Below are 16,353 nucleotides of genomic sequence, written 5' to 3' on the forward strand. Positions count from 1 at the left end.
TAGGAAATCATGGATTTTCTTTATTCTGCATTATATAATATATATGTATCGTCTCTCTTCTACGTAACAAGGTTCTCTGAAATGGAAAAGAGGAGTCTATCAGGGGATGTACCCCTAAATTTATTTGGCTTTGAAATAGACTGAGTCAGCAGAAAGCCGTTTTGGTAAGGCAGTAGCCAGCTTCTTTACAGGATATTTTTAAAGCCCGGGCCTGAGCAAGTCCGGGCTTTGCTGTTTTCTTTTGATGAATTGTAGCCTCTTCATTTGCCTATCAGAATAAAAAATCGGTATTTTAAGGCTTTCGATTTATCCCTTTAATACCATGAAACATAATTTTTTTAAAAACTGTCTTAGCCTTTTTCTGCTGCCCTTCGTTGTAAGTTGTGCACAACAGGCAAATGAAAGAGAAGTGGAAACAGAAAGTGCCATGATTGAAGATGATGTACACAGCTTTGCCCGCCCCGAAGAGGCGGTGGTGAAACACCTCAACTGGGAGGCAGATGTAGATTTTGAAAAGCAGCAGATAGAGGCTATTGCCCGACTCGATATTGAAACAGCCGAGGGGGCAGATGAGCTCATCCTCGACACAAAGGGGCTGAATATTGAGAAGGTAACGCTGGGGGAGGAAGAAACACCTGCCGAATTTAAAGTGGGGGAGACAGATAAAATTTTAGGAAGTCCGCTGACTATTGCCATTACACCCGAAACCGAGCAGGTAAATGTGTATTACACTACAGGTAAAGATGCTGAGGCGTTGCAGTGGCTCACTCCTGCCCAGACTGCCGGCAAGGAGCATCCTTTCCTCTTTACCCAGTCGCAGGCCATCCTGGCACGCAGTTGGGTGCCTATTCAGGATTCGCCCGGTATTCGCTTTACCTACGATGCTACCGTTACCGTACCGGAGAATTTGCTGGCCCTGATGAGCGCCGAAAATCCGCAGGAGAAGAACGATATAGGGGTATATCAGTTTGAAATGGACCAGCCTATTCCGGCTTACCTGATGGCCCTTACAGTAGGTGATGTTGTGTTTGAGCCTATTGGTGAACGTACGGGTGTATATGCCGAGCCTTCCGTGATTGACGAAGCTGCGTATGAGTTTGCCGAGCTCGATGAGATGCTCGAAGCTGCCGAAGAATTATACGGGCCATATCGCTGGGAGCGCTATGACCTTATTGTGCTGCCACCAAGCTTTCCGTTTGGAGGTATGGAGAACCCACGACTTACCTTTGCTACGCCTACTATACTGGCCGGCGACCGTTCGCTTACCTCTTTAGTAGCCCATGAGCTGGCCCACAGCTGGTCAGGTAACCTGGTAACGAATGCTACCTGGGGCGATTTCTGGCTTAACGAAGGCTTTACGGTTTACTTCGAGCGCCGCATCATGGAAGCCCTCTATGGTCCCGAATATGCCGAAATGCTGGCAGAGCTGGGTTACCAGGATTTAAAAGAAACAGTGGAAGAGCTGGAGGCCAGCGGACAGTCGGAAGATACCAAACTAAAGCTGGACCTGAAAGGTCGTAATCCGGACGATGGCGTTACGAATATTGCCTATGAAAAAGGTTATTTCTTTTTGCGCCACCTCGAGAACCTGGTGGGGCGCGAGAAGTTCGATGCCTTTCTGAGAGAGTACTTTGATTCCAATGCTTTTAAAACGATGACCACTCAGGAATTTATCGAATACCTGAACGAAAATTTACTGGAACCTAATAATATTGAAGTGACGGACCAGACTTACGAAGCCTGGATTTATGAGGAAGGACTCCCCGAGAGTATGCCGGTGGTGGAGTCGGAGCGCTTTAATGCTGTGGATGCCCAGCTGGCGGCCTGGAAAAACGGTACGCCTGCCGCAGAGCTGGAAACAAAAGACTGGTCGTCGCACGAATGGCTGCACTTTATTCGTAACCTGCCCGAGGATATGACGGAGGCTCAGCTGATAGAGCTCGACAAGGCATTTGGCTTTACCCGGTCGGGTAACTCAGAGTTGCTGGCAGCCTGGTTTATGCATACCATTGCTCACCAATATGAGCCGGCAAAGCCGGCGCTCCGGGAGTTTCTTACTTCGGTTGGGCGTCGTAAATTTTTAATGCCGCTCTATAAAAAACTGATTGAGATGCCCGAAGGAGCTCAGCTGGCCAGAGATATATATGCCGAGGCGCGCCCGAACTACCACTTCGTGTCGACCAACAGTTTAGATGAATTGCTTGAAAATGAGGAGGCTGCACAAGAATGATGTAATAAAAATTAGTTAATATGTTTTTTTGTTCTGCAACATTCTTTATTTTAATATCTTTGAAACCAGAACTTACGCAGTAATCGGATAAAAGGAAATGTTTATTCGGGTGACAGAAAGGCACTTAGAAATATTAATTTGAATATTCCTATGTAAAACCCTTTAAATAGTTTGTAAGTTGTGTTGCAAGTTTGAATTAATTTAGATTGCATAAAATTCTATATTTGTTACACTGATTCCGGAATGCTATTTGCTTAGCTGAAAGCGGAAGTGTTCGAAGAACAGTGGAGAAGTAAAAGTGTAGAATTAAGGATCAGGAGGAAGAATATGTCTGATGTAAGAACAATAAGTAAGATTATGCTGATAGACGATGATGAAATTCATAGCAACCTTTGCTACGAATTGATTCTGAAGTCTGGTATAACGCAAAGCGTTTCTATTTATAATGATGCAGAAGAAGCGCTGGAGTTTATCAGGGAAAATACCTCTAATCCCGATGTGCTGCCGGATTTAATTTTCCTTGATATTAATATGCCCTTTATGGACGGCTGGGAGTTTCTGGACGCTTATGAAGCGGTAAAGCCGGAAGTAAGTAAGCATATAGTGCTAATTCTGTTAACTTCGTCAGTCTACAAAAACGATATTGAAAAGGCCAAGCAGTACAAGTCAGTGGTGGAGTATATTAAAACTCCTATCTCCATTAATAAGCTGCTCGAAACCCGTGAAGAATATTTTAATAAGCTAAAAACGGTGTAGTTACCTAGTCTTTGGCTTTAATAAAAAAGAGGCTGTTCCTGAATAAGGAATAGCCTCTTTTTTTTTGCAAGGGGCTTACAACTGATATCCTTACTGCCTTTTTAAGCGGGACTCTTTAGGATGCCATATTTAATGCTGTAGTCTAATCGGGGCGTCCTCCTGTCCTGGCAGATTCCGTTACACTAACTTGCTCTTTTGGAAGAAGGCAGGTATCATAAATAAATGCAAGTTACATGCAAAAGCTCATCCTGAGAGCCTCTTGTTCCGTAAAACGGATGGTGAGTAAGAGGTATTGTTCTTTTCTTTAAGCCAAAAATAAAGGCCGGCAGAATGCCGGCCTTTGGTGTTTAGTAGGAGTGCAAAATTTTACTTACAGGGCAGCCTGTAGTTCCATTGGCTGAGGAGGGAATTCAATAGTCGCCAGCTTTTGTGCATACTGTGCTTTCACTTCTTCAAAGGCATTTAAATTTTTAGGGTCAATAGGCTCGGAAGGAGGGAGCTCCACCTTAAGAGCGTCGACCTGCTTTCCGTTTTTCCAGAAGCGGAAGCAGAGGTGAGGGCCTGTGGCGAGGCCTGTGCTGCCAACGTAGCCGATAGTCTGGCCCTGGGTGACCCTGGTGCCTGATTTAATTCCTTGGGCAATTTTGCTCATATGCAGGTATTGGGTGGTATAGGTGCCATTATGCCTTACTTTTACATAATTGCCATTTCCGCCATTATAGCCTGCTTCCACAATTACGCCATCACCCACAGTGCGGATAGGGGTGCCCTTTGGGGCGGCATAGTCGGTTCCAAGGTGTGCTTTCCATCGTTTTTGTACCGGGTGGAAGCGCCGGGGGCTGTAGCGGGAACTGATGCGGGTAAAATTGAGGGGCGCTTTCAGGAAGGCTTTGCGCAGGCTGTTTCCTTCCTCATCGAAGTAATCGGTGCCGCTGCCCTGGTCGAAATAAAAAGCCTGAAATTCGTGCCCATCGTGTCCGAACTGAACGGCCAGTATTCTTCCGACACCTACAGTTTCCCCTTCAACCGATTTTTCTTCGTAAATAACTTTGTACCAGTCGCCTTTCTGAATTCTGAAGAAGTCAATTTGCCAGGCATACACATCTACCAGCAGGCTGGTTAAAGCTGGGCTGCCTCCGGCTTCGGCTACCGACTCCGCTAAAGAAGAGTTGATAGTACCATATATCGTCTTCTCTTCTACTGTTACTTCTTTCTGGTGCAGTTTCGCGCCTAAAGAATCGTGCAGGTTGAAAACCACATATTCGGTAAGGTTTGGCTCATACACCAGATACCGGGCTTTACGGGTGGAGTCTTTATCGAAGAAGAGGGTAATCTTTTTGTTTGCCGCCATTCGCCTTACATCAAACACTTCTTTGCTGTTTTTTGCGAGCTCGGCAATGGCAGCAAAAGAAACATTATGAGGAATGAGGATTTCGGAGAGGTTTTCGTTTCTTTTTATCTGAGATTCCACCACCTCGAAAGAATCTGCCGGGATGCCAAACAGTAGTTTTGGGGCTACAGGGATGGCCTCTACTGTGTCCATTATTATTTCTGCTGCTTTTTGCTTCGGCTTTTTGCTGCTGGCAAATTCTGAGGAATCGACCTGGGTGGAAATCAGGTAGATTCCTGTAGATAGGAGAACGAAGACAAGGGCGGCGATTCCTTTTTTATTCATTATAATCGTTAATTAAGATGGCGCTAAGAAGCTGTTTATTAGGCTCTTGTAATTGAACCACAAGTTACGGATCCTCTCTTCCCTTCTCTGCTAAGTTTGCCTGCATAAGAACCGCATGTAATAAAACGAATGACTTTTGATTTTATTGAGCAATTTATGGCGCATATGGCTTTATGGCGTGCATGATTAGATTCATATTGATGTAATAAAATTGCGTAGTATTAATTTTATTGAGTAACAAATCGCACAAAAGCCGGAAAACTAATGAACCCCCTGCCTACTTTTTTCGACAGGGGGTTACCTTTCTTTGCCTTTGTAATTGAGCTTCTTAAACCTTTTTCATTTTGAGCCTTAGGCTGTTGAGTACTACTGAAAGAGAGCTAAAAGCCATGGCGGCACCGGCAATCATAGGGCTTAGCAAAAATCCCCAGAGCGGATACAGAATGCCTGCGGCCACCGGAATGGTAATAACATTGTAAATAAAAGCCCAAAACAAATTCTGCCGAATGGTTTTGCTTGTTTCTGCCGATAGTTTAATGGCCTGTGCAATGGCGCCAATATTACCGTGTAGCAGGGTAAGTGGGGCCGATTCGATGGCAATATCGGTACCGGTACTCATGGCAATGCCCACATCGGCAAGAGCCAGGGCAGGTGCATCGTTAATGCCATCGCCGGCCATGGCTACTACTTTGCCTTTTTGTTTATATTCTTTAATGTATGCCCCTTTGTCTTCGGGTAATATTTCTGCATAAAATTCGTCTATACCCGTTTCTCTTGCCACAAAGGCAGCGGTGTTTTTATTATCGCCGGTCAGCATTACCACCTTTATGCCCTGTTTATGCAGGTCCTGCACGGCCTGGCGCGCTTCTTTCTTGATGGTGTCCTGCAGGGCGACTAAGCCCACTACTTGTTTTTCTCTGGCAATAAAGATGAGAGTCTTCTGTTCCTCTGCCATTTGTTCTGCCTGTTGCTGTAAGGTAGCAGGGATACTGGCAGAGACTTCTTTCATCAATTTTTGATTACCTAATAAGTAGGAGGTCCCCCCTACTCTTGCGGCAACGCCAAAGCCCGAGCGGTTTTGGAAGTCTTCTGCCTCGATACCAGTGGTGGCACCGCATTGTTCCAGGTGCTTTACTACTGCTTTGGCTAAAGGGTGCTCCGATTGCTTCTCTATCGCCAGCACGGCCTCATGGATACGAGCTTCACTTTCTGCTTCGGCAGTAACAAAGTCCGTTACTTTGGGCTTCCCTTCGGTAAGGGTGCCGGTTTTATCAACGAACAGCACCTCAATATTAGCGGCCTTTTCTAAAGCTTCGGCATCTTTAATGAGAATGCCCTGTTGTGCTGCTTTGCCAACCCCAACGGTGATGGCAGTAGGTGTGGCGAGCCCAAGTGCACAGGGGCAGGCAATAATTAATACGCTCACCAGTACAATCATGGCCGTGGTAAACTCCGGCGAAGGGCCAAAGAAGTACCAGAGGGCAAAACTGAGAAGGGCGATGGCAACAACGACCGGCACAAACACGGCAGAAATTTTATCGGCCAGCTTTTGGGCGGGTGCTTTACTGCCCTGGGCTTCCTGCACCATTTTAATGATGCGCGACAATACTGTTTGGGCACCGGTGGAGGTGGCGCGGAAAACAAAACTGCCGGATTGGTTTAAGGTACCTCCTACCACCTTATCGCCATTTTGCTTCTCAACGGGTAGTGGCTCTCCGCTAATCATGCTTTCGTCTACAAAAGAGCTTCCTTTTTCCAGAACACCGTCAACAGGTATTTTCTCGCCTGGTTTTACCAGTATAAGGTCTCCTTCCTGCAGTTCTTCTGTTAATACCGTTACCTCTATTCCGTCGCGAAGAACTGTGGCAGTTTTAGCCTGTAGCTGTAGCAGCTTTTCAATGGCCGAAGAGGTTTTGGCTTTGGCTCTTTCCTCCAGAAGATTACCTAACAGAATAAGGGTGATAATGACCACGGCCGATTCATAATACACATGTGCCTCCAGCCCCTGGGCTGTTAATACCTCCGGAAAGAAGGTAACAAACAGGCTGTAGAGGAATGCGATACCGGTACCCAGGGCAATAAGCGTATCCATGTTAGAGGTGCCATGCCGCAGTTTTTTCCAGGCGTTAATGTAAAATTGGTTACCGCTGTATAATACCACCGGCAAACTGAGGGCCAGCATAATATAATTAGCATAAGGTACGTGGCCCATCAGAATCATGCTGATAACAAATACAGGAACACTAAAGCCAAGAGCTACCCAGAATTTACGCTGGAGTTTTTTAAACTCAGCAGCCCTTATTTTTTTGCTTTCCGCCGCCTGTGCTGCAGGCCGTATCTTGTAGCCTATATTGTCTACGCTTTTCTGGAGTTTCTCAAAGTTGGTGATATCTTCTTTATAGCGAAGGCTGAGCGTGTGGTTGGCGAAATTAATGTTGGCCTCTTCCACACCAGCCTCTTTGCGGAGGTGCTGCTCTATACTGGCAGCACAGCCGGCGCAGGTCATTCCCTCTACGGGATATATATCTTTTTTTGTTGCTGTTGCGTCCATAGTGTTATTATTTCTTACAAAATAACACCATCAGGAGTTGAAAAGCGCCATAACATTCTGGCTTTGCGGTACAAGATTATGCAGCGTAGGAAGAGGGAGAAGCTGGAGTTATGAATGTAGGGGAAAGCAGTTAAGAAATGGTGGCGAAATCCTCTTCGATTTCTAATGGTGCAGAGGGGGTATGTGTGCAGGCAAAATAGTCTGTTTTGTCCTTCCTGTAAGGAACCTTAGGAGTCAATACTTTTAAAGAGAAACCAAACTGTAGAGATAGCAGAAGCTTCAATTGCCCCACTTCACCCATTCGCTCTTCTCTTTTTTTCATCAGATGCCCTTCAGGCATGAACGGGGGTTGTTTTTAAATTAATAAGACCGGCTGTTGGGCCGGTCCTGTTATTTCCTTTAATATCTGCTGTAAAAGTCCCGGACGCTGCTGGTAAGCTGTCCGAAAATAGGTTTGGTAAGCTCAATAAAGAGATCCTGAGGGTGAGGAGGAAGGGCCTCACGCAGCTCGCATCGGGCCAGCTGCTCCCGGCTCAGTGCCCGTTCATCGCCATTAAAGCTGCTCCACTCGCTAAACCAGATAAATTCTCCGGGGAACTTCCTGTTGAGCAATACCGCATCGTTATTGGCATCTACAATGCGCATGCTCAGTAAGCCTTTCGAAGCTACCTCTTTTCGGTAAGTTTTTATCTTTGCTTTTACAGTTCCGTAGACAGGCGCTTTACCTCCATCGGGTAAATCGACTTCTCCTACTTTAACGCTATCCCTGCTAACCGATTCAATTCTTTCGCTCAGGTGGGTTTGACCTACCACAAAGTCATCGAACTGGATTTGCAGGTACTGGTCAATGATGCGGAGATCTTCGTTCCGGGCTTCAGCAGGGGTGTAAAACCGCACAAAGTGACTTCCCTTGTATTGCGAATGTAAAAACGCTTCTATTTGTTCCTGAAAAAAGTTGCCGCTCAGGCTATACCGGCCGGGAACGGGTATTTGCTCTACCACTACTTTTAGAGTGGCCATAAACTCAGCCTCGGCAATCTGATCCTCCACATCCTTATAGCCTGGAACCAGCCTTTCTACTTCAGCAAAATGAAAGAAGGCTTCCTTGGCAGCTTCGCGGGTGTTCTGGGCCAGCAGGCTTCGGCCAGCCTGGTAGCTCTCCTCTGCCGCTTTATTCCGTACTTCATCTACTGCTTTATAGTAGTTGCGAGGGGTGGGGATAATGGCCAGTGCGCCTGGTGCATGAATAATTTCTTCATACATCTGGTTAATCTGCCCGTAAATATTCAGTGCCTTTTTCCACTTGTAAGGGTCGTTTGCAGTTTGTATGTGCTGAATTTTCTGTTCCAGCGTTTGCAGCGCCATCGGGTAGCTCTTGCGCAAAGTTTCGCCCGATTTCTTATGGTCGGGATTTTTGCGGAGGCGGTTGACTGATTTTAATACTGCAGTATAATAGTCGCCTCTTTCGTACGCCTTTTTGCCCGAACTGCATCCTTCCAGCACGACTAGCAGCAGGAGCAGGTAAACAGGTAAAAGTTTATACTTCATACAGACAGAGAGTTTGATATAGTATAGCAAATTACATAAATAATGCCAAACTAAAACAGACGATTGCTTTTATCTTTTCTAAGACAACAAGGTACTGATACCCAGGAAATTTACTTTTGCATTTTTTTTGCGTTTTATTACCTGCGCAAAATGTGGGAAGGAATAGGAGAATACAAGAGCATAAAAAAAGCGGAAGGCTATTTGCTCCCGCTTATTCAATTATTTTATTGCCTCTGAACCTGAGCCTTTACAGCTGCCGTTCTTTAAACCGCCTTAGACCGGTATCGAGAAATTCCACAAAATTCTGGACATCGAGATCATAGGCTTTAGGCTGTGCCAACAGTTCTTCGTTAGGCCCGATGAGTGTATAGTAGGGTTGGGCATTGGCATTAAGCCTTTGTATCATGAAATCGAGGTTCTGCTTACCAATGGATTTCTTTACCTTTTTATCATAGGCCGATATATACCAGTCTTCGACTGGCAGCTCTGTTTTTTCATCTACATAAAGGGCCACTACCACATAATCTTCCTTCAGGCGGCGGAGTACTTCCGGGTCGCTCCACACATTGGCTTCCATTTCGCGGCAGTTAACGCAGCCATGGCCGGTAAAGTCGATAAAGAGCGGCTTGTTCTGCTCGCGGGCACAGGCCAGCGCCTGCTCATAATCGAAATAGCCGCTAATGCCGTGGGGCAGGTGCAGCATATCGGCATACTTCGGCTCCTCGCAGCTTGCGGGCAAAGCTTCTTTTTCCTCTCCCTGTACTACCGCTACGAGGTTAAAGTCATGTGAAGACATAGGGGGCAGGTAACCAGCCAGGGCTTTAAGTGGCGCGCCTATAAGGCCCGGAATCAGGTATACGACAAAGCCAAATACCAGTATGGCCATAATGAGGCGCGGAACTGAAGTGCTGTTTTGCGGGCTGTCGTGCGGAAGGCGCAGTTTACCAAGCAGGTAGAAGCCTAATAAGGTAAAAATAACAATCCAGAGAGCGATATATACCTCCCGGTCGAGAATGCCCCAGTGGTACACCTGGTCGGCCACGCTCAGGAATTTAAGAGCAAGGGCCAGCTCCAGAAAGCCAAGCACCACTTTGATAGAGTTGAGCCAGCCGCCGCTTTTTGGAAGAGAGCTCAACCAGCCGGGGAAAATAGCAAAAAGCGTAAAAGGAATGGCAAAGGCAATGGAAAAGCCCAGCATACCAATAACAGGCTTAAGTGCTTCTCCGGTAGCCGCTCCAATTAAAATGGAGCCTACAATAGGGCCGGTGCAGCTAAAGCCAACCAGCACCAAGGTAAATGCCATAAAGAAAATGCCAATGAGGCCACCCCTATCGGCCTGGCGATCAATATTGTTCACTAAGCCACTGGGCAGTGAAATCTCGAACAGGCCAAAGAACGAAAGGGCAAACAGCACGAAAACCGCAAAGAAAAAGAGGTTAGGAACCCAGTGGGTGCTGAGCCAGTTGGCAAATTCCGCCCCGAAAAGAAGGGAAAAGACGGTGCCGATAAGGGTATAAATAACTACGATGGATATACCATATATACTGGCCTGCGTAATGCCTTTGGTGCGGTTGCTGCTGGTTTTGGTAAAATAAGTCACCGTCATGGGTATCATCGGAAATACGCAGGGGGTTAGCAGGGCAGTGAGGCCTGCACCGAAAGAAATCAGGAAAAAGCCGAGGAGGGCCGACAGGTTACTTTCTTCGGATGCTTCTCCTTCTTCGGCAAATGGAGCCTCAAATGGTTCCAGCTCCTTTACAGGTATCTCTGCTTCCGCACTTTCAGGAGCAGGAAGCTCTTTTTCCAGTGGTGCCACTACTTCCTCTTCAGCTGTTTCGGTTTTCACATCCTGCTCGCCCCTTTCCTGTTCGGTAGCAGCTTCCTCTATAACCGGAACCTCTACCTGCTTTTCGCCCTGCTTTGGCGGACGAATAATCTCTTCGGGTTGCTTTGTGGCCTTCGCACCCGCTACCACCTTCAGGGCCTGCGGGTTAAAGGCAAAGTCGGTATCGAAAGGAATACACTGCCCGGTTACATCAGAGCAAATCTGGTAAGAAACCACGCCTTTGATCTGCGGGTTAGTTTCCAGTATACGTACTTTTTGTCTGAACTGGCCGGTGCCGGTAAAGTAGGTGTATTCCCCCCCCCATATATCATCGTACTTCTTTTTGGGCGAAACCGGTTCAATGCCGCCTACCAGCTCATAGGTTCCATTCTCTTCAAAACTAAATTCGGTGAGCATGGGACCTAAGTCGGGGTCGAAATCGCTGGAGTATAAATACCAGTCGTCAGGAATATCGGCTGTAAAAATAAGTTCTACTTCCTCTCCTTTTTCCACTTTCTCTTTGCTAAAGGCAAAGTTCCACTCCGGGGGCGCCTGCATCTGGGCAAAAGCCGGCAGCCCAAAGAAGAGCAGAAACAGGAGAGCTATATAATTTTTCATAAATCTATCCGCATTTTGTAGCTTAAGGCTGCAAAATAAAACAAGGTGACACACAATCAAAACGAGGAAGGGCTAATTCCCTTCCTACTCAATTGTAAAGCTAACAGTAACAACGGCCTTAATAGTTTTCTCGCGTGCAAAAGAATCGAAAGTACCATAGTCCGACACTTCACTTGAATTAACAGAGGTAATCTGGAATACCCCCTGGCTGGCGTAGGTAAGCTCCCCTACCTTGCTACCTGTATGATGTGCCAGCTGCTCGGCGCGCTCACGGGCATTTTTAGCGGCCTCGCCCAGCATTTTCAACTTTAAAGTTTCAATATTTGAATTAAAGAACTGCGGTTGCTGTGACTGGAAGTTGATTCCCTGCCGGATAAGGTTGGAGGATTCGGTAGAGAGGGCTACTACTTTATCTACCTGTGCCGATTCCACGGTAGCGTTTTGCCGCAGAGTATAGCCAGTAATGTTATTGGTTGGGTAGCCATTGGGGCTGATGGCATAGTGCGTTTCGGTAAAAACAGCAGAATATACAATTTCTTTTTCCGGAAGATTTGTGGCGGCAAGGAATTGTTGTAGCTGCGGTCGCTGCTGCTCGAGTTGCAGGTAAGCTTCCTGTAAAGCGGCAGCATGGGTTACAAGGGTGCCTGTCCAGCTTGCTTTATCGGAACTAATGTTTTGTTCGGCATAGCCTTTTACGCTAATGCTCTTGTTTTGGTCGGATACCACTACACGGGCTTCTTTATAAAAGAAACCGAAAATAGCGGAGGCCGCTATCAGGCCAACAGCCAGAATAGTGGCGGGGAGAGTAGCTTTTCTCAAGGGAGATGGTTATTTATAAAGCTATAACGCCGGCTACTGCTCCTGTATTTTCAGTAAATACAGAAGCAGTAGCCGGCGTTTGAGGTTGGTTTTTAGGTAGTAGGACCACCTTAGCCTCAGGCCCTACTATTTTAGCTGTTCATTAAACCATTGTAGTGCCAGGGTAGATAATTGCTCAGGTGCGCTCTCCTCTTCGAAGAGTGGACCTGCTCCCGGAATAATTTCCAGGCCCTTGGTGGCTTTTATCTGCTGGTACACCTTTTCGCTTTGCTGCAGCACATAATAATCATCTCCTCCCACCACCAGAAGGGTGGCGGCTTTCAGGCTGGGTGCGTCTTCAGCACTTAAATCAGGGCGGCCTCCCTGTATAACAAGGGCTTTTATTTTATCTCCCAAATGAGCGGCAGCTTTAATGGAGGCAGCAGTGCCTGTGCCTGCGCCAAAATAACCGATAGGCAGGCGGTGGGTTTCATTTTGCTGTGTTACCCACTGGCTCGCCTTTACCAGTCGCTCACTCTGTTTGTCAATATCGGCAGGAATACTCTTCAGGCTTACCTCTTCTGTGGCAGGCAGGTCGAAGAGCAGGGTGGCGAACTTCTCTCCCTGAAGGTTTGTAGCGATAAAGCGGTTAAGGGGCACCTGACGGCTATCGGGCCTGCCATCTGAAAAAATAACAATTCCCTTCGCGTCTTCAGGAATAACCAGTTCCGCCTCCAGTCGAATATCTCCTGCGGGTATACTAATTTCTTCTCTAAAGGCTAACATAGGCAGCAATTTTAGGTGGTTCAGGGCTCTTCGTGGTAGCGGCGGTCATGCAGCTTATTCAATACTTCCTCATCCGTTACCTGCTCGAAGTCCTGGTAAAACTCTCCAACAGAGTTAAACTCCTGTGGGCAGGTAAGGCATATCGCCTCCTCTACCTGCTCCTCAATTTTCTGCATGGCATCAGGCGAAGAAGCAGGCACGGCTACGATTATTTTTGCCGGTTTATCTTTCTTGAGCAGTTCCACGGTGGCCAAAAGGGTTTGCCCGGTAGCCACACCATCGTCGGTAAGGATTACTGTTTTACCTGTTATGGTAAGCGGCTCCTTATCATCCATATATTTGTGGTACTGGTTGTTGAGCTCGTTACGAACGCGTGCCACTTCAGTATCGATATAATCGGATGGTACGCCTGCTTCGTGGTTTATAACCTGTCCATTGAAGCTTACAGCACCTATGGCAAACTCTTTATTGGTTGGATGGCCAATTTTTTTTACCATTACAATATCGAGTGGCCAATCGAGCTGCCTGGAAATTTCATAGCCTACCGGAACACCTCCGCGAGGAACGGCCATTACGATACCTTCTTCTCCTTTATATTTTAATAATTTTTCTGACAGTTTCTGGCCTGCCTCTTCTCTGTTCTTCATTAACATTTCTCCTCCTTCTTTAAAATCAAAAAATAAAAACAGGCTAAAAAATAGCAGGATTATACATGTCTACCCCTTTGTAATTGCCTGATAATAAAAGTGTTGCCTGTGTTTTAACGGATAAAAATGCATAGGGTTGAGCAATTGAAGTTAAAATTCTCCGGCTCCTCTCCTCTGCAGGAGCTATCCCGCCCCGGGCAGTAAAGGCTGCCTGTTATCGTTGTACGAGCGGGAGGTCCATTAAAGCTTTATCGATGGGCGTTTCGCCACTGACCAGCTCAAAAACCTTGTTTTCTGTATGTCGATGATCGATACAGGCGGCCAGGGTGCGGGCCACATCTTCGCGCGAAATACTCCTTCCTCTTTCGCTGCTATCCAGCAGTTCTTTGGCAGTAATTTTCCCGGTTCCAGGTTCATTGGTAAGCCGGCCGGGACGAAGAATGGTATAGGCCAGTCCGCTGAATTTTAGTTCTTTATCGGCTTCGTGTTTCGCTTTTAAATAATGCTGCAGGTTTTCAGGTCCTTTTTTAGGATCGTCGGCTCCAAGGGAACTGAGCATAATAAATTTGAACACTTTATGCTTATAAGCACTCTCTACTAGTTTAATAGCTCCTTTTTCATCTACTGCAGTTGTTTTATCGGGACCTGTTGCAGCGCCTGACCCGGCGCAGAAGTATACCACCTCAATGCCATTGAGCGGAAAATCTTTATCCTTCTCCAGGTCTGCTATTACCGGCTCCGCTCCCAGCTGTTTCATTTCGTCTTCCTGGCTGCTATCGCGAATCATGGCCTTTACCTGGTGGCCTTTTTCAGAAAGAATTTTCACTAGTTTTTGTCCTGTTGTGCCGTGTGCACCAGCTATAAAAATTTTCATAATCTGCTTTTTTAGTTATCAGTTAAAAGAATCATCACTTAATTAGACAACTGATTATGAGTGAGTTTGCTTTTAAAAAGATAAAAAAACAGGAAAGAAGAATAGTTGCAGTTGTTGGGTTTGGTTTACAGAAGGCTAAAACTACTGAAGGTGCTTTGGCTGTTAAGGTTGTAGTATTTCCTTACCAGGTCTGCAGTGAGGCAGGAGTGAGCAGGTAAAAAGGCCAATAGCTGACCGGGTTGCAGCCTGTTTATAACTTCAGCAGGGGCCGTTAGTACTCCGTGTTCCTGCGAAAGGCCTTTTAGGTAAGCCCCTTCTACAGGCTTGCTCCAGCCCTTTTCTTCCAGCCATACCATTTGCCCGAATGAGGGGCTGCCATCAGCTTGCAGGTAAGAGTCTTTAGAGAAATGGACAGCGCCTCCATAAATAATGGCCTCCTGCCTTTCGGGGTAAACATCTACCACAGGGCAGGCCAGTGCGAGGGCAATATCATCCAGGCGGCAGGCGCCTTTATGGTACTGCTGCATATCATAGAATACAAAATTTCCGGGGCTGAGCTCATCGAAGGTCTGCAGATCTTCCACTCTGCTGCAACCGGGGGTATCGCCCACGGCTAAAATTAAGTCAGAGAACTGGGGCTGATAGCGCTTTTTAAGCGGAAGCAGCAGGTTTTCTACCGCCTGATATAAGCTCTCTACCTCTTCCTGTGTTTGGGTGGCATAGGTATGGCCGGGGTGAGAATAAAAGCCGTGGAACCGGAGCAGGGGAGAGGAAGCTGCTTGTTGCAGAATGGCATCCATGCGCTCAAAATCACGGGGCGAAAGGCCGCTGCGCTCCTGCCCGGTATCAATTTCAATATAAAAGCGCAGGGGGTGCTGCAGCTGTTCCTGCAGTGCTTTAGCCGTGGCTGGTGAATTAATGAGCAGGCGGAGCTGAATGCGGCCTGCCAGGCTGTTAATCAGGTCCATTTCCAGAATATTGACCGGAAAGGCCACTGTAATATCCTTCCAGCCTGCTTCGGCAAAAGCCTGTGCCATGCGCAGCGAAGAAACAGTTATGTTGCTGATACCTGCTTCTTTTGCCCAATCACCAATTTCGGCGGACTGGTGCGTTTTAAAGTGGGGGCGTAGTTCGGCTCCATTCCTGCGGGCTTTTTCGGCCATGCGCCTGATATTGTTTCTGCAAATGCTCTCGTTGATAAGAAGGGTGGGGTGCTGGATATGTTTCATGTTCACTTTGTTTCTCTGTATGCTGTAAGGTACAGGAGCGAAGGGAAAATTATCAGGAAAACTTCTTTTATATTGAGGAAGAAGCTTAAAGAGGAAGAGCGAAAATAAATAAACAGGATAAAGAGCTTAAGCTTTGTTCCTACTCTTTTAGTAATCCCGCCTTTAAGTGCCATGCTACCACTCCTATACTTACCGAAATATTGAGAGAGTGCTTAGTGCCGAACTGGGGAATTTCCAGGCAGCCATCGGCTATTTCCATCACTTCATCGTCGACACCAAACACTTCGTTTCCAAACACCAGGGCATATTTCTCCTGTGCCCGGGGCTTAAACTCCTGCAGCAGGGTGCTTCCTTCGGCCTGCTCTATCGCTAAAACTTTGTAACCTTCGGCCTGTAACTGGCGGCAAAGCTGGGCGGTATCAGAAGTATGCTCCCAGGCAACGGCCTGTTCGGCGCCTAAAGCTGTTTTCTGAATTTCGCGGTGGGGAGGAGTGGCGGTAATGCCGCAGAGGTAAAGCTTTTCGAGGGCAAAGGCATCGGCGGTTCGGAAGGCCGAGCCTACGTTATTCATGCTCCGTACATTGTCGAGCACCAGTACCACGGGCGTTTTCTCCGCTTCCTGAAATGCCTCCATACTCAGGCGGTTTAATTCTTCCAGCTTCTTTTTCTTCATTATTTCATCAGCGCCTACAGGCTTTATTTCAGCTGCAAAAATAGTATATTTGTTATCTTGCAAAAAGAAATAAGGGTGGTATACAAAAGGAAGGTCGGAGAATAGGAATTTCACCTGTTCTATTCCTCTGTCAATCATTCACT

The 16,353-nt window shown here is 46.8% G+C and carries 13 protein-coding genes; 2 read left to right on the plus strand and 11 right to left on the minus strand.

Annotation, left to right across the window (positions count from 1 at the left end; genetic code table 11):
* Positions 1 to 322 precede the first annotated feature (322 nt).
* Positions 323 to 2,230 (plus strand): M1 family metallopeptidase, encoded by a 1,908-nt coding sequence (locus F752_RS0107415; protein WP_017731097.1) that lies wholly within the window; start codon positions 323 to 325, stop codon positions 2,228 to 2,230.
* Positions 2,231 to 2,557: 327 nt separating this feature from the next.
* On the plus strand, positions 2,558 to 2,986 hold the full coding sequence (locus tag F752_RS0107420; RefSeq protein WP_017731098.1) for a response regulator: 429 nt from the start codon (positions 2,558 to 2,560) through the stop codon (positions 2,984 to 2,986).
* 370 nt (positions 2,987 to 3,356) lie between these two features.
* On the opposite strand, the gene F752_RS0107425 is transcribed toward F752_RS0107420, so the two are convergent.
* From F752_RS0107425 to F752_RS0107485, 11 genes are all read right to left on the minus strand, one after another.
* Positions 3,357 to 4,661, minus strand: coding sequence for a peptidoglycan DD-metalloendopeptidase family protein (locus tag F752_RS0107425; protein WP_017731099.1), 1,305 nt, complete (start codon positions 4,659 to 4,661; stop codon positions 3,357 to 3,359).
* Positions 4,662 to 4,989: 328 nt separating this feature from the next.
* Complete coding sequence (locus F752_RS0107430; protein ID WP_017731100.1) at positions 4,990 to 7,212, minus strand: heavy metal translocating P-type ATPase; 2,223 nt, start codon at positions 7,210 to 7,212, stop codon at positions 4,990 to 4,992.
* A gap of 130 nt (positions 7,213 to 7,342) precedes the next feature.
* Positions 7,343 to 7,534, minus strand: a complete 192-nt coding sequence (locus F752_RS0107435; RefSeq protein WP_152425062.1) for a hypothetical protein — start codon at positions 7,532 to 7,534, stop codon at positions 7,343 to 7,345.
* A 77-nt stretch (positions 7,535 to 7,611) separates the two neighbouring features.
* Positions 7,612 to 8,760, minus strand: a complete 1,149-nt coding sequence (locus F752_RS0107440; RefSeq protein ID WP_017731102.1) for a hypothetical protein — start codon at positions 8,758 to 8,760, stop codon at positions 7,612 to 7,614.
* Positions 8,761 to 9,007: 247 nt separating this feature from the next.
* Positions 9,008 to 11,203 carry a protein-disulfide reductase DsbD family protein gene (locus F752_RS0107450; protein ID WP_017731104.1) on the minus strand — a complete coding sequence of 732 codons (2,196 nt, stop codon included), beginning with the start codon at positions 11,201 to 11,203 and terminating at the stop codon, positions 9,008 to 9,010.
* An 84-nt stretch (positions 11,204 to 11,287) separates the two neighbouring features.
* The gene (locus F752_RS0107455) at positions 11,288 to 12,022 is read right to left on the minus strand and encodes an SIMPL domain-containing protein (RefSeq protein WP_017731105.1); all 735 of its coding nucleotides are present in this window, start codon (positions 12,020 to 12,022) and stop codon (positions 11,288 to 11,290) included.
* A gap of 126 nt (positions 12,023 to 12,148) precedes the next feature.
* The gene (locus F752_RS0107460) at positions 12,149 to 12,787 is read right to left on the minus strand and encodes an alpha/beta hydrolase family protein (RefSeq protein WP_017731106.1); all 639 of its coding nucleotides are present in this window, start codon (positions 12,785 to 12,787) and stop codon (positions 12,149 to 12,151) included.
* Between the two features lie 20 nt (positions 12,788 to 12,807).
* Complete coding sequence (locus F752_RS0107465; RefSeq protein ID WP_236613993.1) at positions 12,808 to 13,434, minus strand: phosphoribosyltransferase; 627 nt, start codon at positions 13,432 to 13,434, stop codon at positions 12,808 to 12,810.
* Positions 13,435 to 13,648: 214 nt separating this feature from the next.
* Complete coding sequence (locus F752_RS0107470) at positions 13,649 to 14,308, minus strand: SDR family oxidoreductase (protein WP_017731108.1); 660 nt, start codon at positions 14,306 to 14,308, stop codon at positions 13,649 to 13,651.
* Between the two features lie 125 nt (positions 14,309 to 14,433).
* Complete coding sequence (locus tag F752_RS0107475) at positions 14,434 to 15,537, minus strand: alanine racemase (protein WP_017731109.1); 1,104 nt, start codon at positions 15,535 to 15,537, stop codon at positions 14,434 to 14,436.
* A 139-nt stretch (positions 15,538 to 15,676) separates the two neighbouring features.
* On the minus strand, positions 15,677 to 16,348 hold the full coding sequence (locus F752_RS0107485; protein WP_017731111.1) for an RNA methyltransferase: 672 nt from the start codon (positions 16,346 to 16,348) through the stop codon (positions 15,677 to 15,679).
* Positions 16,349 to 16,353 lie beyond the last annotated feature (5 nt).

This window comes from Nafulsella turpanensis ZLM-10, assembly GCF_000346615.1.
Taxonomy (GTDB): Bacteria; Bacteroidota; Bacteroidia; order Cytophagales; family Cyclobacteriaceae; genus Nafulsella; species Nafulsella turpanensis.